Raw genomic sequence first — 24,174 nt, 5'->3', positions numbered from 1 at the left:
TAAATTGCTGCTACATCTGTAAATGCATAGGATACATGTGCCGCAGCGGTGTTTCCATCCATTGTTTTCATTTTTCTTTTTGTCATCAACCAAACCTCCTTAAAAATCTATGATAACCAAGATTTTATACAATTACATTTATAATATACTTTACTGCCTTTTTCCCCATGAGTCAATTGATTTTTACTTAAGTTCTAACAAAAATACAATATAATTCGCCCGAAGGCGGATTATGCTGATATTATTTACGAACACAATCGTTTACTCACCGTATATTCTAAAGCTTTTAAGACCATACGATTTAAAAATTTCTGCATCCTCCCAGTTATTGCGGAGCCTGTAACTAAAGATTGTGCTTTTACCGCTTTTATCATCCCAATAAAAGGGATAGGCTTCACCTTTTCTGTCTTTTAAATAGAATTTGTAATTTCCTTTTTCCCTTTTGTCCAATTCCAAATCCTCGGCGAAGGAGTGTTCACTGACCATCAACGGAATTCTGCCCGCAATCACAACTTCAGGAATCACTTCATAAAAATTCATTTTGATAATATCTTCAGTAACAGCCTCATGGCTGATAACGGCTTCCTTTATGCCCAGCTCCCTGGCAACAAAAAAATCCATGCTGTTGTATAAATTCAACCCATAATCGCCGTAGACGGGAATTCCTGCTTTTGCAAAGGGCTCAATCCAACCCAGATTACCGATCATGATGCCCGATCTTTTTGCCAGCTCGGCAATTTGTTCAAAATGACTTCTGATATTCTGATCATGCCACCCTTTTGTGACATTAGGAATCACCGGAACGCAGCTGACGGCATCATTTCGATATCCGTTCAGCATGTATTCATAGGGGACATAGAGTCTTGCCAAAGCTTCTTTGGGAATTCCAGTTTAGGGATGTAAACACCTTTTATCTCTTTGGAATTCTTTCGCAGCAGCTCCAATTCTTCCAGGGCTTTTCTTCTTAATCGAGCGTGCAAAGATCTTTCGGACTCAAGGCAAAATTTTTCATGGAAAGCAATCTGGGTTCTTTTCCGGAATTCGTCATGCCATAAATATCATAGGGAAGACGGCAAGGCTGGGCGCAAACGCCTCGGTTTCCGCTTCGGCCGCCAATCTCCATGCTCATTTGGCACTGGCCGGAGTAGCAGATACAAAGGGCTCCGTGTATGAAAACTTCAACCTCCATAATATTTTCATCTACGATGGATTTTATTTCATCCAGATTCATTTCTCTGGCCAGCACTGCTCTGGAAAAATTTAATTTTTTTGCTGCTTTGACTCCTTCCATATTATAAATTGTGCCCTGGGTGGAAAGATGCAATTCCATATTCGGGAGGTATCTTTTTAATAAATCTGCAAAACCTAAATCCTGAATGATTAATGCATCCACACCGGATTGATAAAGAGATGCGGCATATTCCAAGGCTTCCTGAAGTTACTGTCACGAATCAGCGTGTTCATCGTCATATACAGTTTTACCCCGCGCATATGGGCATATTCCACTGCTTTGATGAGCTCCTCCTCGTCAAAATTCTTTGCATTCATTCGCGCATTGAAAAGCTTGCCGCCCATATATACGGCATCAGCACCGTTTTCTACGGCTGCTCTCAGCTGCTCATATCCGCCTGCAGGAGCCAACAGCTCCGGTATTTTAAACATATTTCACTCCTAAAATTAATTTGCTAAAATCTGCCGCCTTGATATATAATACTATCTATGAAAGGAAGGTGCAAGCATGTCAAAAATTAAGGAAATGATTTCGGATTGGCGGTATGTAAGACTTTGCCTCTACATTGTTTTTACCGCCGCATTACTATATATTATCTATCTTGTCATTGGAAATATAGATCAAGTGCTGGAAACAGTTTCTTCTGTCATCCGAAGTCTTACCTCTGCTTTCTCCCCATTGATTATCGGTCTGATCCTTGCTTATTTAATCAGTCCACTCGTGGAATTTATTGATAATAAAATTATATCGAAGTTTTTTTTCAGGATGCCTACCGATCCTGTAAAGCTGGAGAAACGAGAAGGCTTGAAACGTACCATCAGTATTTTGATTACCTATCTGCTTATCATTGTGATTATCTGCGGAATCATCTATGCCTTTGCCGTTTTAATTGTTGGCCAGCTTGTTTTTACCAGCGTACAAAGCATGATAGACAGTATCGTCGCTTATTTTATGAAGTATGAATCCGTCATTCGGGGCTGGGCATTGAATTTACCCACTACAGGTTTGGAAGACAGGCTTCAGAACGTTGCCAATACTGTAATCTCCTGGATTTCAGATAACTTCAGCACCTCTTCCGTACTGGCTTTTATAGCCAATATCGGAGGAAGTCTTTTGAATATGGTACTGGGCATTGTGGTCAGCATTTATCTGATAAAGGATAAGGATTTCTTTATCCGGTTGTGGAGAAAAACACTGCATCTGCTTCTTCCGATGAAAGCCCACGCAAAGGTATCGGAGACCCTTTCCGATATCAATACCGTGGTTTCCCAATTTCTGAGAGGCCAGCTTCTGGATGCACTGATCATTGCAGTATTGTCATCTATCGGATTAACAGTAATCGGTCTGGATTTTGCCGTATTTCTAGGTTGTTTTGCCGGACTTGCCAACGTAATCCCCTATTTCGGCCCGATTCTCAGTGCTGTTCCTGCCGCTATCATCGGTTTGCTGACAGGGGGAGTCAGTCAGGCACTCCTGGCACTTTTAGTATTAATCTTCATTCAGCAGATTGACAGCAATATCATCTATCCACGGGTAGTCGGCTCAAGCACCGGGCTGCATCCGCTGTTTATTCTGGTCTCCGTCACCGTAGGAGGATATTATTGGGGTATTATCGGAATGATTCTGGCTGTCCCCATTGCCGCAATTTTAAAGTTATTTATCATGAAAAAAATCGATGGAATAGAGTAATCTTCCATCGATTTTCTTTTACCGGTGATACGCCTTTTTTCTATTCTTGCCGTACTTTTAACAATTCTAAAATCCTGTTAATACAGTAAAATGTAAGCTTTTTCTATCTTTTTGCATAACCAATCTTTCTTTTTTTTATTTATTTTGTTAATAAATTATCAATCAAATCCTACCAAGCTCCTCTCATTAGAAACAAAGTAAAATACTGTATACTTCTACATTACACTGTATACATCTTAATTTTGCTTGACATGCCAAGCTTTGGGATGATAGTATTTATTTCAAATTTTTAAAACAGGAAATTATTTCGAAATAATATATTGTTTATTTTTTAACAATTCCAAAGAGGATCTATCAAGAATGCGAGGTGAATAAAAAAGATGGCTTTATTGAAAAGGCAGCTGCAAGGTATCAAAGTAGACCATTGCAAAAACACGATGAACCATGTAACAGAAACGATGCCCATACCGGATTATGTTTACATATCCATGTCACAGCACATCGGCGTTCCCTGTGATCCCCTTGTGGAATCCGGTGATTATGTAACCGTTGGCCAGCTGATAGGCGATACCGGAGCTCCTGTCAGCGCACCTGTTCATTCCAGCGTTTCGGGTACCGTTGTATCCGTCGAGGAAATTATGTCCTCTCTGGGAACTATGGATAAAACCATTGTGATCAGGACGGACAATAAACAGACTCCTTGTCCTGAGCTCTCCCCACCCACCGTGCAAACACGGGAAGACTTCATAAAAGCAGTTCGGGCCAGCGGCTTAGTCGGTTTAGGCGGGGCGGCTTTTCCGACTCATATCAAATATAATCCAAAGAACTTCGAGCAGGTAAAAACACTGGTGATTAACGGTGCCGAATGCGAACCTTTCATAACGTCGGACTACCGGACAATGATGGAAGACACTCAGGATATTTTGGACGGAATTCGCCTTATCATGAAATACCTGGAGTTGGAGCATTGTTATGTCGGTATCGAGGATAATAAGCCGGAAGCCATTAAACTGCTTTCCGGCATGACGGAAAAATCCGCAGACATTTCCATTGTCAAACTCCTGTCAAAATATCCGAAAGGGGCGGAACGTGTATTGATCTATGAGACAACAGGAAAGGTTCTGGCCCCGGGCAAACTGCCTGCAGACATCGGCATTATTGTATCAAACATTACTTCAGTTGCCTTTATCGGGCAATACTTTAAAACCGGAATGCCGCTCGTCCGAAAGCGTATCACAGTAGACGGGAGCGCTGTCTCTGCGCCGAAGAATATCTTTGCTCCTATCGGTACCCAAATCTATGAAATCATTAATTTCTGCGGCGGTTACAAAAGGCTTCCCAAAAAAGTAATCATGGGGGGCCCGATGATGGGAAGATCCATTTATCATGACGGAAAATCCTTGATTAAAAATAATAACGCAATTTTAGCCTTCCATGAAGAACAGGCCTTTATCGGAAAGGAAACAGCCTGTATCAACTGCGGACGCTGCACAAGGGCATGCCCACTCTACCTCATGCCCACTGCCATTGCCCGGGAGTATAAAGCTGAAAATATCGATGCACTCATAAAGCTAAAAGTATCTATTTGTATGGAATGCGGCTGCTGTTCCTATGTCTGTCCTGCAAAAAAACAGCTGAGCATGATAAACCGGCTGGCAAAAGTTTTGGTAAAGGAGGCGCAAAGTAAAAATGGAAAAATATAGACATATCAACTTAACCGTAGCATCCTCCCCGCATCTTGTTGATGACATCAACACAACCCGCATAATGGCAAGTGTGATTTTTGCATTGCTTCCTGCCTTTGGGGTATCCATTTTTGTATTCGGTGCACGGGCCATCTTTCTTACCGCTGTCTGCGTTTTAGCCTGTATCGGTTTTGAATACTTCTATAAAAAAATAACAAAGCAGGAAAGTACACTGGGAGACCTCAGCGCTGCCGTTACCGGAATGCTGCTGGCCTTCAACCTGCCGGCAAATTACCCTTACTGGCAGGCTGTAATCGGTTGTTTTGTCGCAATTATAATTGTAAAACAATTATTCGGAGGCATCGGGCAAAATTTTGTCAATCCTGCCATCACCGCCCGAATCGTTCTTTTGATATCCTTTACCACACCGATGACGACATGGCCTGCAGCACAAAGAATATTTTCAGCGGCGGATGCTGTTACCGGTGCAACACCCCTTTCAATCATGAGTCATGGCAATCTGAATGATCTTCCTTCAAATATGAACCTTTTTTTGGGTACCATCGGAGGTTCCATGGGAGAAACCAGTGCAGCCGCACTCCTTATTGGCGGACTATTTTTAATTTATAAAAAAATCATTACACCGGCGATTCCCGTAAGCTTTTTAGGTACCATGACAGTTTTCTCGCTTCTTGCCGGAGTGGATCCCCTTTTTCAAATTTTTGCAGGTGGTGCAATGATCGGCGCTTTCTTTATGGCTACCGATTATGCAACGTCTCCCATTACAACAAGCGGAAAAATTGTATTCGGTATCGGCTGCGGGGCACTGACAATGATCATCCGTCTTTACGGTTCCTATCCCGAGGGTGTCTCCTTTGCCATACTGCTGATGAATATTGTGACACCGCATATCGATAATCTTTCCCGAAGAAAGCTTTATGGAGGTGGAAGTAAATGAAATTGAGTAAGGAATATTTTGCACCTACCATCATTCTCATGATCATCTGCCTTGCAGTGACCCTCGCCTTAACAGGCACTTATCAAATTACAATGCCGATCATTACTGCCAATGCGAAAGCCTTTGCAGATGGATCCAGGACGGAGGTTCTGCCGTCAGCTTCCGACGGTTTCACTTTGGTAGCGGAACCTTATCAGGAAGGTATTTCAGAAATTTACGCAGCGGATAACGGATCCGGTATCGTTATTACTTCTACGGAAAAAGGTTTTGGAGGCAAAATCACGGTGATGACCGGTATCGATTCGAAAGGGCAGATTCAAGGCATTAAAATCTTAGAACATTCAGAGACGCCCGGCCTTGGGTCCAAAGCGATGACAAAGAAGCACCTGTCCCAATACCTGGGGCAGGCGAAAATAACCAATAAAGGTGATGAAGATGCGACAAATATCGATGCTGTCACCGGAGCCACCATTTCATCAGATGCCGTCTATCGTGCTGTAGAGAAAGCATTGCATCAGTATTCTAAGTTAGGAGGTGTGCTGAATCATGAATAAAAGAGATTTATTGACTAACGGCGTCTTTAAGGAAAATCCTGCCTTTGTGCTGCTGCTCGGCACCTGTCCCACTCTGGCAGTAACAACGATGGCGATAAACGGACTTGGAATGGGGATTGCTACCATGATGGTTTTGGTTTGCTCTAATATTGTTATCTCATTATTAAAAAATATCATTCCGGGAAAAGTTAGAATTCCTTGTTACATCGTAGTCATCGCCGGCTTTGTAACCATTGTCGGATTTTTGCTGAAAGCTTATGCCCCTGCATTGGATAAAGCCTTAGGAATTTTTATTCCTTTAATTGTCGTAAACTGCATTATTCTTGGAAGAGCAGAAATGTTCGCAAGCAAGAATTCGGTCATCGATGCTGCCTTTGACGGTATTGGGATGGGTTTGGGCTTCACCTTTGCCTTATTTCTTATGGGCTCCATCCGTGAGCTTCTCGGCTCCGGTGCCTGGATGGGGATCCCCCTGACTTCTTCCTTTATCGATCCTATGACGATCTTCATGCTGGCCCCCGGAGGCTTCTTCGTCTTTGGCTGTCTCGTAGCACTCATCAACAAGATTTCCAAAGGGAATGCGATAAAGAAGAAGGAAATAGGCTGCGGCTGCTGCCCGGCTGCCGGATCCTGCAGTCATGTTCCGGAAGGAGGCTGTCATAAATGAAAGAAATGCTGATTATTCTAATGAGTGTAATCCTGGTAGATAATTTTGTTCTGACAAAGTTTTTAGGAATCTGCCCTTTTCTAGGAGTCTCAAAAAAATTAAATGCTGCAACGGGAATGAGCTTCGCCGTCATCTTTGTCATGCTGCTTTCTACGGCGGTCACCTTTCCCATCTATAAGTATTTACTCGAGCCCTATGATTTAGGATACCTGCAAACGATCGTATTTATATTGGTCATTGCCGCACTGGTACAGCTGGTGGAAATTTCGCTGAAAAAATATCTGCCGATGCTCCACCGTACATTAGGTGTCTATCTTCCCTTGATTACAACCAACTGTGCGGTATTGGGAGTTGCTCTGCTGAACATCGATGATGGTTATACCTATTTTCAGTCCTTGGTTAATGCCTTCGGGGCCGGATTGGGTTTCCTCATTGCGATGATTCTCTTTGCCGGGGTGAGGCAGCATATTGAGCAGAATGATATTCCTTTCGCTTTCAGGGGAATTCCGTCTATCTTAATAGCAGCCTCCATTGTTTCTTTATCTTTCATGGGCTTCAGCGGTGTCGTTGAAGGTATCTTTCATTAGGAGGGCTTACTATGATGGAACAATATTTATTTCCGATTCTGATCGTTACGGGAATCGGTCTCCTGGCCGGAGTCATACTTACTGTCGCCTCAAAATTTATGGCAGTCAAGGTGAACGATGCAGTGGCAAAGGTCCGGGATGTACTTCCGGGGGCCAACTGTGGTGCCTGCGGATATGCGGGCTGTGATGACTACGCGGCTGCACTGGCAACGGATCATACGGTAAAGGCAAATCTTTGCACCCCTGGCGGAAGCTCTGCGGCACTGGCTGTCAGTAAAGTATTGGGGATTAAATTTGAATCCGTAGAAGGCAAGTATGCTATCATAAAGTGTTTCGGTACCTTTGATAAAACAAGATATATTATGGATTTTAAAGGAATACAGTCCTGCAATGCCAACAAAATGTTCTATCGGGGCAGAGGGGCCTGCAGCAGAGCCTGTCTTGGTTACGGTGACTGTGTAAAAGCCTGTGGCTACGGGGCCATTTCCCTGGTAAACGGAGTTGCTGTCGTGGATAAAAGAAAGTGTGTCGGCTGCAGTGTCTGCGTAAAAAAATGTCCCAACCATTTAATCAGTATCGTACCTTCCGGCAGTACCACCTATGTGGGCTGCAGTTCTCCGGACAACGGAGCCAGAACGCACAAAATCTGCAAAGCCGGGTGCATCGCCTGCAGAAAATGTGAAAAGGTATGTAAATTTGATGCCATCAGCATTTCCAACAACACAGCCGTTATCGACCCCGCGAAATGCAGGAACTGCGGTATGTGCATCAAGGAATGTCCTGTAGGCATTATCAAGTCCAACAAAAAGAAGGCAGCTAAAAATTAAAAAAAGTGACTGGCGCGGCTTCCTCTAACTATCAGATAAAAAAAGTGGCTGCCGCCGCTTCCGTTAACTATCAGATAAAAAAAAGGAGCGGTCTCGAAATGCCAGAAATAACAGGTATATTCGAGATTGCCCCATTTCACTTTTTATTGTGTGATCACGGTTCCGGTCTTTCCTTCCAGCGCGTCAATGGCCTTAAACAAAGAGGTTATGATAGCCTTGTTCCCCGGCTTGGCCTTGGCAAATTTTACTGCCGCCTGAACCTTCGGCAGCATGCTTCCGGGAGCAAAATGTCCTTCTGCAATATAGGCCTCCGCCTCTGCAGCGGTTATCCTGTCCAGCTCCCTTTGATCCGGAGTGTTATAATGCAGGGATACTTTTTCCACCGCCGTAAGGACCACCAGGGCATCTGCCTCTACTTCCTCTGCCAGAAGCTCCGCTGCAAAATCCTTATCAATCACTGCCGCTACCCCCTCCAGCGCACCGTCGGGTTTTTCGATTACTGGAATTCCGCCGCCTCCGGCAGTAATCATAATCGTAGAGTCCCAAAGTCTCTTTATGGTGTCCAGCTCAACGATCCGTACCGGTTTTGGAGATGGAACCACTCTCCGGAATCCTCTTCCCGCATCCTCCTTCATGACATAGCCTTTTTCTTTCTCCAGCAGTCTGGCTTCTTCTGCTGAGTAAAAGGGACCAATCGGCTTCGAAGGATTGCTGAATGCCGGATCATCCTGGGATACCACCATTTGGGTCACCACCGTTATGACTGGAATTTCCCGGCCGACGATTTTTTTCAGAGCTGCTTTCATCCCCTGCTGAATATGGTATCCGATATAGCCCTGGCTCATGGCACCGCATACATCAAAAGGCATAGCCGGTGTAATATTGCTGGCAATTTCGGAAGCCAGTACGATCCTTCCGACCTGAGGCCCGTTTCCATGAACGATGGCGATCTCATAGTCCTCCTGAACGATCCCAACAATGTATTCACAGGTTTTTTTTACCACTGCCAGCTGGGCTTCTGCCGTTGCTTCATTCTTTTCAGACTGTAAAGCATTACCGCCTAAGGCAATTACAATTTTACCTTTGCACATATTCATCTCTCCTCATTCAACATGATTCTCTATAAATAGGCATACTCATGCAGCGCGGTCCGCCTCTTCCCCTTGAGAGTTCGGAGCTGGGTACCTGCAATACCTGGATTCCGCTCTTATCCAGAAGTTCATTGGTCACCTGGTTTCTGTCATAAGTAATTACCATACCCGGAGCAATTGCCAAAGTATTGGAGCCATCACTCCATTGTTCACGCTGTGCAGCGAGTTTATCCGTACCCCCGCAGCGAATCAGCCGAACGGCAGGCAGCTTCAGTGCATGTTTCAGAATCACATCTAGTTTATCGGTAATACTGTGGAAAGAAGCTTTATGATCTTTGTCCAGCGTCACTTCATAAATTTGAAGGGGCTCCTCGATCTCCGGATGAATGGTAAATTGATCGTAATCGACCATGGTAAAAACGGTGTCTAAATGCATAAATGCACGGCACTTTGGAATCTCAAATACAAGGACTTTCTGAAAACCGGATGCATGATTCAAAAGATTTTCGGCAAGGATTTCAATGGCCTCCGGAGAAGTTCTCTGACTGTAACCCACGGCCAGAACTTCCGGAGACAATACCAGGATATCCCCTCCCTCAATATGTTTCGGACCTTCGTAGGAAAACCAGTTTGGAGTCTCCCGGGGAATCAGGTTCTCATTATATTCACAGATATATTTCAGAAATAAGGACTCCCGTCTCCTGGCTTTGGTGCTCATGCAATGTACGGATACACCATTTCCGATACAGGCACCAGGGTCACGGGTAAAATATAGATTGGGCATTGGATCTGTATAATAGGGATATTCTTTCGTGATAAAGTCCGCAAGAGAATTCATCTGTCCGACAGGGATTTCCTCTTTGGTTATGCCGGAGATCAAAGTTTCTACCATTCTGGTTAGAGGCAGTTCCATCAAATATTCATATAAGATTTCACCGACATGAGGAGATGTGATATCACTTTCTCTGAGAAATTCAGCAATAAATTTTGATCTGACGGAAGGCTGCACCAGGGATTTTGCCACTTCATCCTGCAGGTACACCACCTCCACCTGATTTTTCCTGAGTACATTTGCAAAGCAGTCATGCTCCTGCTGTGCAACTTCCAGAAAGGGGATTTCATCAAAAAGCAATCGTTCAAAATTATCCGGTACCAAGCCTTCAATTTCTCTCCCCAATCTGTGAAGCATAACTTTTTTTAGCCGACCAATTTCTGAGTAAATGTTTACGCCTGAATTCATAACACGTACTCCCTCCTGATATTAGGCTGCGATTCGTCTGCTGTCTGCACTCTATATTGAATTAAATCGTTGCTGCGATAATCGCCTTAATGGAATGAAGCCTGTTTTCTGCCTCGTCAAAGACGACAGAATGTCTGCTTCTGAATACTTCATCGGTAACTTCTCTGATGTCATATCCTTTTTCTTTCCATTCCCTGGCCATTTTGGTCTCAAAATCGTGAAAAGCCGGAAGGCAGTGCAGGAATAGTACATCAGGATTCTCTGTCTCTTGAATCATTTCCATCGTTACTTTATAAGGGGTCAGAATCTTCACTTTATCCGGTATTTGAGCCTCTTCTCCCATGGAAGCCCAGACGTCGGTATAAAGGACGTCGGCACCCTTCAGGCAATCCGGAGTACTGGATATTTCGATGATACCCCCGGTCTCATCCGCTACGGCTTTGGCTTTTGCCAATATTTCCGGATCGAGAGTCAGCTCTGACGGTCCATAAGCAACAAAGTGCATTCCCATTTTTGCACAGCCGTACATCCACGCATAGGACATATTATTTCTGATGTCTCCGCAGAAAACAACTTTGCATTTGTGGAGAGGTTTTGAAAGATGCTCTTCCATAGTCATCATATCCGCAAGAATCTGGGTTGGATGGTCCACGTCAGTCAATCCGTTCCAAACAGGGATACCCGAATATTTTGCCAGATCTTCCACCACCTGCTGTTCGTATCCGCGATATTCAATGCCGTCAAAAAATCTTCCCAAAACCTTGGCACTGTCTTCCAGGGATTCTTTCTTGCCAATTTGTGAGCTTCCCGAATCCAGGAAGGTAACATGAGCTCCTTCGTCATGACATGCAACTTCAAAAGCGCACCGGGTTCTTGTGGAGGTCTTATCAAAAAGTAAAACCACGTTCTTTCCCTTTAGCATCGGATCATAGATGCCTGCTCTTTTTTTCCTTTTCAAATCATGACCCAGGTCAAGCAGGTAACGGATCTCCCCAGGAGTAAAATCCATCAGTGTTAAAAAACTTCTTCCTTTTAAATTAACTGCCATCTTGTTTCTCCTTTTTACTATTTGCTTGATTTTGCACGAAGCATAGTCTCACTCTAGTCGTGAAAATCATACTACATTGTTAAAAAAATAAAAGTACCAGAATCTTATTTTTTTTATGTGCCAGTAACAGCCTTTCTGCTTTCCTGCATTGCTTCCGCCAGCAGCTGAATGCCCTTTTCAATCTCCGTTTTACCGGGATAGGAAAAATTCAGGCGTATGTAATTTTCCCCTTTCGATCCTCTGGGATAAAACACGCTTCCCGGAATATAAGAGACTCCTCTGGAAATCGCCTTTCCATAAAGGGTTTTGGAATCAACCTCCCGGGGCAGTCTGCACCAAAGATAGACACCGCCTCTGGGGATCGTATAATCCAGAGCCAGGAACTCGTCCAGACACCGGCACATGAGATCCCGCTTTTCTTTATAATCGGTGCAAATATGTTTGATATTCTTTTGGTAAAAACCTTTTTCCATATAACCGCTTAGCAGCTTTTGTGAAATGCTGTCCAAACTGATAAGCCGCATGGACACCACATAGCGCAGGCTTTTAATGATGGTCTTGTCAGCCAGTACAAAGGCCATCCTGACCCCCGGTGCAAAGGTTAATCCAAAGGAATATAGATAGATCACATGATTTCCCTGATCCAGAGCTTTGATAGGAGGCAGCTTTCTTCCTTCGAAGCAGATTTCTGAGGCACCGTCTTCTTCAATAATAGGAATCCTGTATTTGTGGCATAGAGAAAGAAGAGTTTTTCTTCTTTCCAGGCTCATAACAATACCTGTTGGGTTATGATAATCAGGATTCACATAGATAAATTTGGGACGATGCTTTACGATCAAGGGTTCTAAGCTGTCACAAAGCATCCCGTCTTCATCCATGGGGACGGTTACCATTTTGCCTCCGGCCAGAGTAAAGGTACGATAGACATCAGGCGAGACCGGCTCCTCCGTGATGATGACATCACCGGGTTTTATAAACAGGGCAGCCAGATAATCCAAAGCCTGATTGGTTTCCGAAAGGATTTGAATCTCATTTGGTTTCCCTTGGACTCCCTTACTTTTCATAAAATTTGCAATGTTTTTTCTAAGAGAGTACAAGCCCTGATAAGGAGTATAAGAATAGGTTTCGTTGTTGTGGCCGGAAATCATATCCGTCAGGATGACGGCAAGTTCTTTCATACTGTATTCCTCTGCGGAAGCGATGCCCCCCGCAAAGGATATATTTCCTGAGGAATAGGATTTGGAAAACATTTCATCAAAAGTGATTCTGAGATTTAAATACTCTTCCTTGATCATGCTGAACCAGGCAATGTCATGATTTTCTTCTCCGCTTTCCTCCTGGGTGGGATAAGAAACCGAGTAACCTTTTCCTTGCACGGAAGCAAGAAAATCTTCCGCTTTGAGCTCATGATAGGCTTTTATTATGGTATTTCTATGAACTCCGATCATCTGTGCCATGGTTCTCTCAGAAGGAAGTACAAATCCGTCGGTGAGTTCTCCTTTCAGGATCATCTCTTTGATTTGATTCGCAATCTGCAGGTAAATGGGCGTCTGCGTATGATGGTTGATCATGATATCCATATGCCATCTCCGTTATTTCTTTTGCTTTGGATTAACAAAATACTCGTGCAAAAGTTTTTGTGCCAGGAATTTTTGGGCGTCAGCTTTTAAGGAGAGATTGACGATCAGCATGAAAAGTTCCAGGTTGTCATCATCGGAGAGTTCCTTTTCCTTAAGACAATATTTGATCTTCTCTATCATTTCTGTTGTCATGAGTGACATGGACTCCCGTTCCTTTTCCTGGACGGATAAAATCCCTTCATATAAGTCCATCAGGTTGATCTTATCGTCAAATTCGGAATTATAATTATCGATAAGAGGTTTCATCAGGCTCTCTATTTCGTCCATCTGAAAGGTTCCTTTTAAATAGTAAATAAGGGAAAGGAGAACCAGGTGGTCCCGGGAATATTTTTTATTTACCGGTCTTGGCAGCATGTTATGCTTCACATAGTTGCCAATCATCGTCTTGGTAATAACCTTGTCTTTCTCACTCTTCTTAAAGACGCTCAGTTCCTTGTTCATAAACGTCTCGGCCTGATCCATATAAATTTCCATGTCGGGAAATTCTTCACCGGGGATCATCCCCTTCCGGACAAAATCCTCAATGGATCTTTTGATAAACTCCTCGTATCTCATACTTCCTACCTCCATGGTTATTGTTTGGTTTAAATAACTACATTATAGGTTATTCATTACCGCGTGTCAATATTCCAAGGTGGTTATCCGAAAGTACGATAAGCTTGATTGTTGGCGGTAATTCTCTTTGAAACCGCTCGCCCTTCAAATGTTCCTATACAATCAATCGGTTCATTTTTGAGTTCGGACAGTTTCTTCAGAGAAATACCAGCCACCTTCAAAAATACAATCGTCTTTCTTCTCAGCCTCGTTGTGGTTTTAACCCGTAATATTGATAATATTGAACCTCGAGCCTGCCGTTATATAGCTTCCGTCGCCTGTCAGCGGGACGGCCCATGGCAAGGTTTTCAAAGTCCTTATCGGTTGTGATGAGGTACAGGGACCAGGTTGGGTGTTTCTGAAAGAGCTGTTTGATCTCACGATAAATCTTGTGAATTTCTTCTTTATCGCCGATTCTTTCCCCATACGGCGGATTGCAGATCATCACCCCGTAATCTTCCTCAAGCCTTTGTTTGGACAGCGGCATAACACGGAATTCAATACAGTCATCCACCCCTGCTTCTTCTGCGTTTTCTCTGGCTGCCTTTACTGCCGCAGCGCTGATGTCTGCTGCCTGGATTCTGATGTCGTACTCCGTTTTCATAGCCTGATAGGCCGCTTTTCTTTCTTCTTTCCAGAGGTTCTGAGGGATAGCCTCCCAAGTCTCGGCAGCAAACTTCCGGCTTAAGCCCGGCGCGATGTTTCTGGCAATCATGGCAGCTTCAATGGGAATGGTGCCGGATCCGCAGAAGGGATCCAACAGCAGCCGCCCCTCCTTCCAAAAGGACAGCTGTACCATGGCGGCAGCAAGGGTCTCCTTTATGGGAGCGGCAACATCTTTCACACGATAGCCTCTCTTATGAAGTCCCGATCCGCTGGTATCCAGCGTGATCGTTACCCGGTCCTTCAATAACGTTACTTTCACTCCATAATCAGCACCGGTTTCAGAAAACCACTGGCTGTGATAGGTTTCCTTCATCCTCTCTATGATGGCTTTCTTCACGATGGACTGACAGTCCGGTACACTATGAAGCTTGGATTTTACGGAAGTCCCGGATACCAGAATTTTTCCGTCCTCAGGAATCCACTCTTCCCAGGGGATGGCTTTCGTTTGCTGAAAAAGCTCTTCAAAGGTAAGGGCTTGGAATTCACCGAGCTTGATCAGTACTCTGTCCGCACAGCGCAGCCAGAGATTGGATTTTACCACAGCGCGCTCATCTCCCAAATAGGTGATTTTAGCATCCTCGGACTGAATCACCTTGTATCCCAGATTCTCTATTTCTCTTTTTACCACAGCTTCCAGCCCGAAGGTAGCCGTTGCGATAATTTCAAGCTTAGCCAATAGCAGTTCCTCCTTTTTAAAACATGCTGTTTTCTATTGATCCGCAGGGGGACCCCCTCTGCAGTCGCCATTTTTATCTTGCAGGAAACGAGCTTCCAAAAGATAAAAAAGCTCTCTTGCGAGAGCTTTCATTCCTTTAGATATAAGATCTTCTCTTATTCATTTGGTTGTTTTCGATAGCGTCAATGGAATTTAAAGCCTTGCCGGTACCTATGGCAACACAGGATTTTGGATCCTCCGCAATTCTTACGGTAATTCCCGTTCTTTCTTCAATCCTCTTGTCGATTCCGTGCAGAAGAGCTCCGCCGCCGGTGATGACGATGCCGCTGTTACTGATGTCCGCAGAAAGTTCAGGCGGAGTACGTTCCAATACGCCGTGTGCTACTTCACAGATCACCTGTAAAGGCTCGTCCAATGCTTCCATCATTTCCTTTGAGGTAATTTCGATGGATTTCGGCAAACCTGTCACCAGGTCTCTGCCTCGGCATTCCTTCACTACCATCTCTTCACGAGGATAAGCAGTACCGATGGTAATCTTCATTTCTTCGGCCGTACGTTCTCCGATATAGAGTTTATGCTCTTTTCTCATATATTTAATGATGGCTTCATCAAACTTGTCTCCGGCTACCTTAACAGAAGTGCTGGTTACGATTCCGCCAAGAGAAATTACAGCTACATCTGTAGTTCCTCCTCCAATGTCGATAATCATCACGCCGTCAGGTTTGGAGATATCCAGACCCGCACCGATGGCAGCAGCAACCGGTTCTTCCATCAGAAATACCGCTTTACCTCCTGCCTGGGTAGCAGCTTCACGAACCGCTCTCTTTTCTACCTCTGTTACGCCGCTGGGAACGCAAACCATGATTCTTGGTTTGAAAAACCTGCTGTTGCCGCAGGTCTTACGAATGAAATACTTCAACATTCGCTCGGTTACGTCGTAATCTGAGATTACACCATCACGCAAAGGTCTTACAGCTATAATATTGCTGGGAGTTCTTCCAAGCATCTGCCTGGCTTCTTCTCCTACTGCTAAAATTTCATTGGTATCTCTATTGATAGCAACTACGGATGGTTCATTCAAAACCACACCCTTGCCTTTTATATAAACCAAAACATTTGCTGTTCCAAGGTCGATGCCTACTTCATCAGTGAATCCCAAAATTAATCCCTCCTTATTTATGTTCAAAATCCTACGTAGATAAATAGGAACATATTTCTATCTTTTACGTTTATCTATCATATTATATCTACATTTTTGAGTTTTTTCAATTTTTATTTTGGGATTCATCAATAAAGTTTTCTATTTGCTAAATCTTTACAATATCTATCATATTAAAGTCTTCAATTGTCTTTTTCATGATGAGGCAGTTGGCCAGTGCATTGGCCGTATCGATGGAGGTCAGACAGGCGATATTTCGCTCAATAGCTTTCCTTCTCATCTGAACCGATTGGACCGCAGGTTTTCTTCCGATTTTGGAAGTGGAGACCACAAAGTCAACTTCTCCGCTGTCGAAAAGATCTGTCGTATTCGGTGACGGTTCATCATTTTTATTGACAATTTCTGCAGGGATGCCGTGATTCATCAGATATTCTCCGGTAGCCTTGGTTGCACAGATCTTGTAGCCGAAGTCGATAAATTTCTGAGCCAGCGGCACCAGCTCCGGCTTATCCGCATCCTTTACAGTTACCAGGACACAATCTCCTACTTTGTGGAGTTCGTAGCCGGCCGCAATCAGTCCTTTGAATAATGCGGTTTCGAAGTCCTTGTCGATACCCAGCACTTCTCCTGTAGATTTCATTTCCGGACCAAGGTGGTTATCCGCATCATGCAGTTTCGGGAAGCTGAAGACAGGGACCTTTACCGCCACATATTCGCTTTCCTTGCAGACTCCGCTGCCGTATCCGAGATCGGTCAGCTTGGCACCCAACAGTACTTTAGTTGCCAGATCAACGATCGGTACGTTGGTAACCTTGCTGATGTACGGCACCGTTCTTGAGGATCTCGGATTTACTTCGATGACATAGACCTGATCCTCATACAGAACATACTGAATATTAACCAGTCCTTTCACCTTCAGCTCCCGAGCCAGACGGCCAGTATATTCGATAATCACGTCCCTTACTTCCTGAGACAGGGTCTGAGGCGGATAAACGGAAATGGAGTCACCGGAATGGACTCCGGCACGCTCTATATGCTCCATGATACCCGGAATCAGGAAGTCTTCGCCGTCACAGACCGCGTCTACCTCCACTTCGGTACCCATGAGATATTTGTCGATGAGCACCGGATTTTCCAGTTCAACGGAAGTGATGATATCCATATATTCCACTACATCATCCTGGGTATGGGCAATGATCATATTCTGCCCGCCCAATACATAAGAAGGTCTCAGGAGTACGGGGAATCCGAGCTTGGCTGCCTCCTTCACCGCTTCCTCCGTGGTATAGGCCATTCTTCCGTTTGGTCTTGGAATATTACAGTTCTCAAGCAGTTTATCAAAGCGTTCTCTGTCCTCTGCGGCATCAATGCTGTCAGCACTGGTACCGAGAATCTTAACACCTTTATTTTTCAGATATTTGGTTAATTTGATAGCTGTCTGGCCGCCAAACTGCACCACCACACCCCAGGGATCTTCCGTATGAATGATGGAATCCACATCCTCAGGAGTCAGCGGCTCGAAGTAAAGTCTGTCGGAGATATCAAAATCCGTCGATACGGTTTCCGGGTTATTGTTGACGATAATCGCTTCATAACCGGCTTCCTTCAAGGCAGAGACACAATGTACGGAACAATAGTCGAACTCGATCCCCTGGCCGATTCTGATAGGTCCGGAGCCAAATACGATGACCTTTTTCTTCCCGCTCTTCTTTCTTTCCATAAATTCCTTTGCTTCATTTTCTTCATCGAAGGTTGAATAGAAGTAAGGTGTTACCGCGGCAAATTCCGCCGCACAGGTGTCTACCATCTTATAGGAAGCATAGAGTTTCTGAGGCGGCTCCTGGCCGCTGAGTTTCTTCACAGTAGAATCAAGGAATCCAAGATCCTTGGCTTTCTTATATTTTTCCTGAGTGAGCTCTCCATCCTGCAGTACAGCTTCCATCAGAACCAGGTTGTTGAGCTTACAGAGAAACCATCTGTCAATTTTCGTAATATCAAAGATGGTATCCACTGGGATTCCGCGTTTCAGCGCTTCATAAACCACAAAGATCCGTTCGTCATCACAATTGTGCAGCAGCCCTTCGATTTCCTCCGTATCCTTCTCCTTCAGCTTTTTTAAGTTCAGTGAATCCAAGCCCAGTTCAATGGATCTCACCGCCTTCATCATGGCCTGCTCAAAGCTGGTTCCGATGGCCATCACCTCTCCGGTGGCTTTCATCTGTGTACCCAGGGTTCTTTTTGCATAAACAAACTTATCAAAAGGCCATTTCGGGAATTTTACAACGATGTAATCCAGAGCGGGCTCAAAGCAGGCATAGGTCTTTCCCGTTACGGAATTCAATATTTCATCCAGCGTGTAGCCAATGGCAATTTTGGATGCCACCTTGGCGATTGGATATCCCGTTGCTTTGGATGCAAGGGCCGAGGATCTGGATACCCTCGGATTTACTTCGATAACGGCATATTCAAAGTTGTCGGGGTTCAGGGCAAACTGACAGTTGCAGCCCCCTTCCACTCCCAGGGCTTGAATAATATTAATGGATGCCGTTCGCAGCATCTGGTATTCCTTGTCGGACAGAGTGACAGCAGGAGCTACTACGATGGAATCTCCCGTATGTACGCCGACGGGGTCTACGTTCTCCATGGAGCAAACGGTAATGGTATTATTTTTGCTGTCTCTGATAATTTCAAATTCGATTTCTTTCCAGCCGGAAACGCATCGTTCCACAAGGATCTGGGTAATCGGACTGAGTCTCAGACCATTTTCCGCAATCCTCTTCAGATGCTTGACATTGCTCGCAATACCGCCGCCGGTTCCTCCCAGGGTATAGGCAGGCCGAACAATGACCGGATATCCGATCTCCTCTGCAAATTGCAGCGCATCCTCCAGATTGTTCACAACTTTTGAAGGAATGACAGGTTCGCCGATGGATTCCAGCATATCCTTAAAGAGCTGACGGTCCTCTGCCTTGTCAATGGTCTCAGGTGTTGCTCCCAGAAGTTTCACATTCTGCTCTTGCAGGAAACCTTCCTTTGCAAGCTGCATGGAAAGTGTCAGCGCAGTCTGGCCTCCCATGGTAGGAAGAATACTGTCCGGCTTCTCCAATTTAATGATTTTTTTCAGTACGGGAAGGGTTAACGGTTCAATGTACACCTTATCCGCCATGGTCTTGTCTGTCATAATGGTGGCAGGGTTTGAGTTTACCAGCACAACTTCCAGGCCATCATCCTTCAAGGTACGGCAAACCTGGGTTCCCGCATAATCAAATTCTGCTGCCTGACCGATGATGATGGGCCCGGACCCGATTACTAATACCTTTTTAATATCCTTACGTAATGGCATAATCCCCCTCCTTACTTCTTTTTCATTTTGGCGATAAACTGATCAAATAAATATTGTGTGTCCTGCGGACCTGCACAGGCCTCCGGATGGAACTGTACTGTAAAGGCGGATCCATTGGCATAGGTTACCCCTTCACAGCTGCCGTCATTGGCGTTGTAGTGGCTGACAAAGCCTATGCTCTCATCCAGGGTCTCTCCAACTACCGCATAGCCATGATTCTGGCTGGTTATGAAAATCCTGTCTCGTATTTTATCCACTACCGGCTGATTCGCTCCTCGATGGCCGTATTTCAACTTTTCAGTTTTGGCTCCGTTGGCCAGAGCCAGCAGCTGGTGGCCCAGACAGATGCCGAAGATGGGGATTCCCATCGTCATCAATTCCTTCAGAATACCGATGGCTTCCGTATTTTCAGCCGGATCTCCCGGGCCGTTGGAAAGCATAATGCCGTCCGGTTGGAGTTCTTTTATGGTTTCAGCTGATGTATTATAGGGTACTACGGTTACTCTGCAGCCTCTGTTCTTTAAGCTTCTCAGAATGTTATGCTTATATCCGTAATCGTAGAGAACCACGTGATGTTCCGTATCCCCAGAAGTATCATGAAGAATTTCACTTCCGGAAACGGATTTGACTGCATCCTTTATGCTGTATTTCTTTAGTTCGCTAAGAAATTCCGAAAGATCATTCGGAATTTCCGTTGTAATGGCGCCGTTCATAACACCGTATTCTCTGATTTTTCTGGTAAGAGCACGGGTATCAATTTCGTAGATACCAATGACACCCTGTTCTTTGAGGTAAGTATCCAAATCAAATTGATTTCTGAAGTTGGAAGGTTCTTCACACCATTCTCTGACAATGTAGCCCTTTGCCCAACACTTCTCTGATTCGCTGTCCTGATCATTCAGTCCGTAGTTTCCAATTAACGGGAAGGTTTGTGTAACCAGTTGTCCGTAGTAGCTTGGATCCGTCAAAGTTTCCTGATATCCTGTCATGCCGGTGGTAAATACCACTTCTCCAATGGTAGTTCCAAAGGCACCAAAACCTTTTCCCCGGAAAATGGTACCATCCGCAAGAATCAGGTAGGCAGGATGCTCGGCTTTTATCTCTTTTTTGTTACTGCTTTTTTCCATGTTTTCACTCCTTCACCGCAACGACTGCAAATTTATCCTATAAGGGCCTGCTTCAATTTTTCAAGGCCTTCTTTGATTTCCTCAATGGTAATGGTAAGAGGCGGCAGCAGCCGGATTTTGTCTTTGGCGGTCAGTGCCATGAGTCCCAGATCCAGACAGCGGTTAACCACTGCTTTTGCATCTTTTCCGGATGGCATTATGCCGATCATCATGCCCAGCCCCGTCACTTCAGAAACCCCTTCCATCTTTAAAATTTCCGCCTTCATAAATTCTCCCTTTTCTGTAACAGCTTGGAGGAAGTTTTCATCCAGACGTGACAGTATTTCCAAGCCCCCCGCACAAACCACGGGATTTCCACCGAAGGTAGTTCCATGATCACCGGGCTTCAGCACGTCTGCACAGCTGCTATGAAACAGGATTCCTCCAATGGGCAATCCGGAGCCAAGACCTTTCGCCATGGTTACCACATCCGGCTGAATCCCAAAATGTTCGAAAGCAAACAGTTTGCCGGTTCTTCCGATTCCGGTTTGAACCTCATCCACAATCAGCAGGATATCCTTCTCCTTGCATAGCTGCGATAGTTCTCGAACGTATTCCTGATCCAATGTATTGACGCCGCCTTCTCCCTGAACCAGTTCAATCATAACGGCACAGGTTTTCTCGGAAATCTTTGACTTCATATCCTCTATATCATTGGCATTTGCATACAGAAATCCCTCAACAAAAGGATCGAAATACTGATGATAGTGATCTTGCCCTGTGGCAGTAATGGTTGCCAGGGTTCTGCCGTGGAAGGAATTCACAAGGGTGATGATTTCATGCCTCCCTTTCCCATATTTCAGAAAGCTGTATTTTCTCGCTGTCTTAATGGCGCCTTCATTGGCTTCCGCTCCTGAATTTGCAAAGAAAACCTTTGGATATCCCGTTCTTTTTACCAGGACTTCCGCCAGTTCTCCGCAAGGTTCCGTATAGAAAAGATTGGATATATGCTGAATTTTCTGTACCTGTTCCGTAATGGCCTTCACCCATCCGTCGTCACTGAACCCCAGGGAATTCACGCCGATTCCGGAAGAAAAATCAATGTATTTCTTTCCTTCGGGGGAATAGCAGGTAGCCCCTTTTCCTTTCACGATACAAAGATCATTCCTTGCATAGGTGCCTAAGATATGATTCTGATCTCTTTCTTTTATTTCAACACTATTCATGATAATTTTCCTCCTTTATTCTGTATAAAATACTGTGCCTGCCGCCTCTTCGCTTTCCAGTGCGCCAAGAACTGCATGCCTGACTCTTCCGTCAATGATCATGGCTTCTTTTACGCCTTGCTCCAGGCCTTCCACACAGCTTTGTATCTTTGGGATCATCCCCCCTGAAATGACGCCGTCACCGATGAGTTTTGCTACATCGCGGGTTTTGATTCTGGAAAGAAGGGTTTCTTCGTTGTCCTTATCCAAAAGCACTCCCTTGATGTCGGTCATGGAGATCAGTTTCTCCGCTTTCAGGGCTCCGGCAATGGCAGCGGCTGCCGTATCTGCGTTGATATTATAAATTTCTCCCTTTTCATCCACCCCCAGGGTGGCGATGACCGGGATCAGATTTTGATCCAAGGCCATTTCCAACGAGGAACCATCCACGGTTATGATATCGCCCACCATTCCCAGATCGAGTTCACCCTGATGCTTCTTAACCTGCAGCATTCCGCCGTCTACGCCGCAGAGGCCGATTGCTTTTCCTCTATTTTTATGAATCAATGCCACAAGGCTTTTATTGACTTTACCGGCAAGAATCATGGTGACAATATCCATGGTTTCTTTGTCCGTATAGCGCAGCCCGTTGATAAACTTAGGCTCTTTGCCGACTCGTTGCAGCATCTGGTTGATCTCCGGGCCTCCGCCATGGACCAGAACCACCCGGATTCCGGCCTCAGACAGAAACACCATGTCTTCCATAACTGCTGCTTTCAATTCTTCATTAATCATGGCATTTCCACCATATTTTATAACGATTGTTTTCTCTCTGTATTTTTCTAAATTTATCTTCATGTTCATGCTTCCTGTCCTTGCCGAATCAAGTGTATTACGGATATTCGCTTTTTGCCGAATCAAGAGCGCTAAGAGATCTTCGGTCGTTGCCGAATCAAGTGTTTCTGGTATCAAGTACGATAATTTCCGTTAATTTTGACATAGTTATAAGTTAAGTCACAACCCCAGGCTCTGGCTTTTTCATCCCCCTGGTTTAAGGAAACCAGTATTTTTATTTCGCTTTCCCCGAGGATCTGAGATGCCTCTTCCTCACTGAAGAAGTTATATCCTGCGCCTTTGCATACTTCCACGTTTCCTTTGGAGGAAGACAAAACAATATCGACCTTCGTGACATCGAATTGCGCATCTGCATATCCAATGGCACACAGGGCTCTTCCCCAGTTGGCATCCTCACCGAACATGGCGGATTTGAACAGGCTTGAGGTGATGACTGATTTGGAAATCACTCTGGCAGTCTGTTTGTCCGGAGCTCCGGATACGATGCATTCCAACAGCTTGGTAGCCCCTTCTCCATCCTTGGCAATGGCCTTTGCCAGCACTGCGGTGACGTAGTTCAAAGCTTTGCAGAATTCATCAAAATCTTCTCCCTCGGAGTCGATGGGTGTATTGCCTGCCAGGCCGTTCGCCATGATGGCCACCGTATCGTTGGTGGAGGTATCACCATCCACGCTGACTTGGTTGAAAGTATCCGCCACATCTCTCAGCAATGCTTTTTTCAGCATTTCCGGGGTAATCTCCACATCCGTTGTGAGATAGCACAGCATCGTGGCCATATTGGGATGGATCATCCCGCTTCCTTTTGCAATACCGCCGATATGGCAGACTTTATTTCCGATAACCACCGAAACTGCGCATTCTTTTTTCAGGGTATCCGTGGTCATGATCCCGTGAGCCGCCATATCGGAACCTTCATAGCTGAGCTTTTTTACAAGTTTTGGAATTCCGGTTTCGAAAGGTTCTATGCTCAGAGGCATGCCGATCACTCCCGTAGAGCTGATAATGATATCTTCCGGTTTAATGCCTAATTCCTTTGCCAGAAGTCCGCAGGTTTGTTTGGCAATTTCTATGCCGTTAGGCGCGCAGGTATTGGCATTTCCGCTGTTGCAGATAACTGCTTTGGCCCGGCCATCCTGAATATTATGCTGGGTTACTGTAATGGGTGCTCCCTTTACTTTGTTCGTGGTGTAAATTGCTGCGGCATTGCACATAACGTCACTGACAATCAGGGCCAGGTCTTTTTTTGTTTTGTTTCTCCGAATTCCGCAATGAACTCCTGATGCCTGAAATCCTTTTGGTGCGCATACACCGCCGTTAATATATTCAATATACATTATGATATCTCCCTTTTTT

22 protein-coding genes are annotated in these 24,174 nt (G+C 44.9%); 7 read left to right on the top strand and 15 right to left on the bottom strand.

The features are described from left to right. Positions 1-261: 261 nt before the first annotated feature. The 3 genes from KCX82_RS17780 to KCX82_RS23160 form a co-directional block, all read right to left on the bottom strand. A complete protein-coding gene (locus KCX82_RS17780) occupies positions 262-870 on the bottom strand; it encodes a hypothetical protein (RefSeq protein ID WP_227019848.1) in 609 nt (202 codons plus the stop codon). A 94-nt stretch (positions 871-964) separates the two neighbouring features. Further along, the gene (locus KCX82_RS23165; protein WP_319633365.1) at positions 965-1,393 is read right to left on the bottom strand and encodes a peptidase U32 family protein; all 429 of its coding nucleotides are present in this window, start codon (positions 1,391-1,393) and stop codon (positions 965-967) included. Beyond that, a complete protein-coding gene (locus KCX82_RS23160) occupies positions 1,381-1,662 on the bottom strand; it encodes a peptidase U32 family protein (protein ID WP_319633364.1) in 282 nt (93 codons plus the stop codon). The genes KCX82_RS23165 and KCX82_RS23160 overlap by 13 nt, the downstream gene beginning before the upstream one ends. 76 nt (positions 1,663-1,738) lie before the next feature. Here KCX82_RS23160 and KCX82_RS17770 point away from each other — a divergent pair, with 76 nt between their 5' ends. The 7 genes from KCX82_RS17770 (at position 1,739) to KCX82_RS17740 (ending at position 8,198) form a co-directional block, all read left to right on the top strand. Next, complete coding sequence (locus KCX82_RS17770) at positions 1,739-2,920, top strand: AI-2E family transporter (RefSeq protein WP_227019847.1); 1,182 nt, start codon at positions 1,739-1,741, stop codon at positions 2,918-2,920. A 380-nt stretch (positions 2,921-3,300) separates the two neighbouring features. Then, positions 3,301-4,623, top strand: a complete 1,323-nt coding sequence (gene rsxC / locus KCX82_RS17765; protein ID WP_227019846.1) for an electron transport complex subunit RsxC — start codon at positions 3,301-3,303, stop codon at positions 4,621-4,623. Next, positions 4,610-5,563: an RnfABCDGE type electron transport complex subunit D gene (locus KCX82_RS17760; protein WP_227019845.1), complete on the top strand. Its 954-nt coding sequence runs from the start codon at positions 4,610-4,612 to the stop codon at positions 5,561-5,563. The genes rsxC and KCX82_RS17760 overlap by 14 nt, the downstream gene beginning before the upstream one ends. After that, entirely contained in the window at positions 5,560-6,117 is a 558-nt protein-coding gene (locus tag KCX82_RS17755; RefSeq protein WP_227019844.1) for an RnfABCDGE type electron transport complex subunit G, read from the top strand. Before KCX82_RS17760 ends, KCX82_RS17755 begins: the two co-directional genes overlap by 4 nt. Continuing rightward, on the top strand, positions 6,110-6,784 hold the full coding sequence (gene rsxE / locus KCX82_RS17750; RefSeq protein WP_227019843.1) for an electron transport complex subunit RsxE: 675 nt from the start codon (positions 6,110-6,112) through the stop codon (positions 6,782-6,784). The genes KCX82_RS17755 and rsxE overlap by 8 nt, the downstream gene beginning before the upstream one ends. Then, positions 6,781-7,371 carry an electron transport complex protein RnfA gene (locus tag KCX82_RS17745; RefSeq protein ID WP_227019842.1) on the top strand — a complete coding sequence of 197 codons (591 nt, stop codon included), beginning with the start codon at positions 6,781-6,783 and terminating at the stop codon, positions 7,369-7,371. Before rsxE ends, KCX82_RS17745 begins: the two co-directional genes overlap by 4 nt. Before the next feature lie 11 nt (positions 7,372-7,382). Next, positions 7,383-8,198, top strand: coding sequence for an RnfABCDGE type electron transport complex subunit B (locus tag KCX82_RS17740; protein ID WP_227019841.1), 816 nt, complete (start codon positions 7,383-7,385; stop codon positions 8,196-8,198). Between the two features lie 143 nt (positions 8,199-8,341). Here KCX82_RS17740 and arcC read toward each other — a convergent pair whose 3' ends face one another. From arcC to argJ, 12 genes are all read right to left on the bottom strand, one after another. Then, the gene (arcC, locus tag KCX82_RS17735) at positions 8,342-9,289 is read right to left on the bottom strand and encodes a carbamate kinase (protein WP_465250677.1); all 948 of its coding nucleotides are present in this window, start codon (positions 9,287-9,289) and stop codon (positions 8,342-8,344) included. 16 nt (positions 9,290-9,305) lie between these two features. After that, positions 9,306-10,529: an arginine deiminase gene (gene arcA / locus KCX82_RS17730; RefSeq protein WP_227019839.1), complete on the bottom strand. Its 1,224-nt coding sequence runs from the start codon at positions 10,527-10,529 to the stop codon at positions 9,306-9,308. Between the two features lie 61 nt (positions 10,530-10,590). After that, entirely contained in the window at positions 10,591-11,577 is a 987-nt protein-coding gene (gene argF / locus KCX82_RS17725) for an ornithine carbamoyltransferase (RefSeq protein ID WP_227019838.1), read from the bottom strand. A 113-nt stretch (positions 11,578-11,690) separates the two neighbouring features. After that, positions 11,691-13,157, bottom strand: a complete 1,467-nt coding sequence (locus KCX82_RS17720) for an aminotransferase-like domain-containing protein (protein WP_227019837.1) — start codon at positions 13,155-13,157, stop codon at positions 11,691-11,693. A gap of 12 nt (positions 13,158-13,169) precedes the next feature. Beyond that, entirely contained in the window at positions 13,170-13,772 is a 603-nt protein-coding gene (locus tag KCX82_RS17715) for a DUF1836 domain-containing protein (RefSeq protein WP_227019836.1), read from the bottom strand. Between the two features lie 241 nt (positions 13,773-14,013). Continuing rightward, positions 14,014-15,153, bottom strand: coding sequence for a THUMP domain-containing class I SAM-dependent RNA methyltransferase (locus tag KCX82_RS17710; RefSeq protein WP_227019835.1), 1,140 nt, complete (start codon positions 15,151-15,153; stop codon positions 14,014-14,016). A gap of 136 nt (positions 15,154-15,289) precedes the next feature. Further along, the gene (mreB, locus tag KCX82_RS17705; protein ID WP_227019834.1) at positions 15,290-16,312 is read right to left on the bottom strand and encodes a rod shape-determining protein; all 1,023 of its coding nucleotides are present in this window, start codon (positions 16,310-16,312) and stop codon (positions 15,290-15,292) included. A 148-nt stretch (positions 16,313-16,460) separates the two neighbouring features. Next, complete coding sequence (gene carB / locus KCX82_RS17700; RefSeq protein WP_227019833.1) at positions 16,461-19,655, bottom strand: carbamoyl-phosphate synthase large subunit; 3,195 nt, start codon at positions 19,653-19,655, stop codon at positions 16,461-16,463. Between the two features lie 11 nt (positions 19,656-19,666). Next, on the bottom strand, positions 19,667-20,782 hold the full coding sequence (locus KCX82_RS17695) for a carbamoyl phosphate synthase small subunit (protein ID WP_227019832.1): 1,116 nt from the start codon (positions 20,780-20,782) through the stop codon (positions 19,667-19,669). 32 nt (positions 20,783-20,814) lie between these two features. Continuing rightward, the gene (locus KCX82_RS17690) at positions 20,815-21,987 is read right to left on the bottom strand and encodes an aspartate aminotransferase family protein (RefSeq protein ID WP_227019831.1); all 1,173 of its coding nucleotides are present in this window, start codon (positions 21,985-21,987) and stop codon (positions 20,815-20,817) included. 15 nt (positions 21,988-22,002) lie between these two features. Continuing rightward, positions 22,003-22,824 (bottom strand): acetylglutamate kinase, encoded by an 822-nt coding sequence (gene argB, locus KCX82_RS17685; protein WP_227019830.1) that lies wholly within the window; start codon positions 22,822-22,824, stop codon positions 22,003-22,005. A 110-nt stretch (positions 22,825-22,934) separates the two neighbouring features. Then, positions 22,935-24,155: a bifunctional glutamate N-acetyltransferase/amino-acid acetyltransferase ArgJ gene (gene argJ / locus KCX82_RS17680; RefSeq protein ID WP_227019829.1), complete on the bottom strand. Its 1,221-nt coding sequence runs from the start codon at positions 24,153-24,155 to the stop codon at positions 22,935-22,937. Between the last annotated feature and the right edge of the window lie 19 nt (positions 24,156-24,174).

The organism is Sinanaerobacter chloroacetimidivorans, assembly GCF_018128545.1.
GTDB lineage: Bacteria > Bacillota > Clostridia > Peptostreptococcales > Anaerovoracaceae > Sinanaerobacter > Sinanaerobacter chloroacetimidivorans.
The sequence above is the reverse complement of the archived record's forward strand: the minus strand, read 5'-3'. Positions and strand labels throughout refer to the sequence as shown.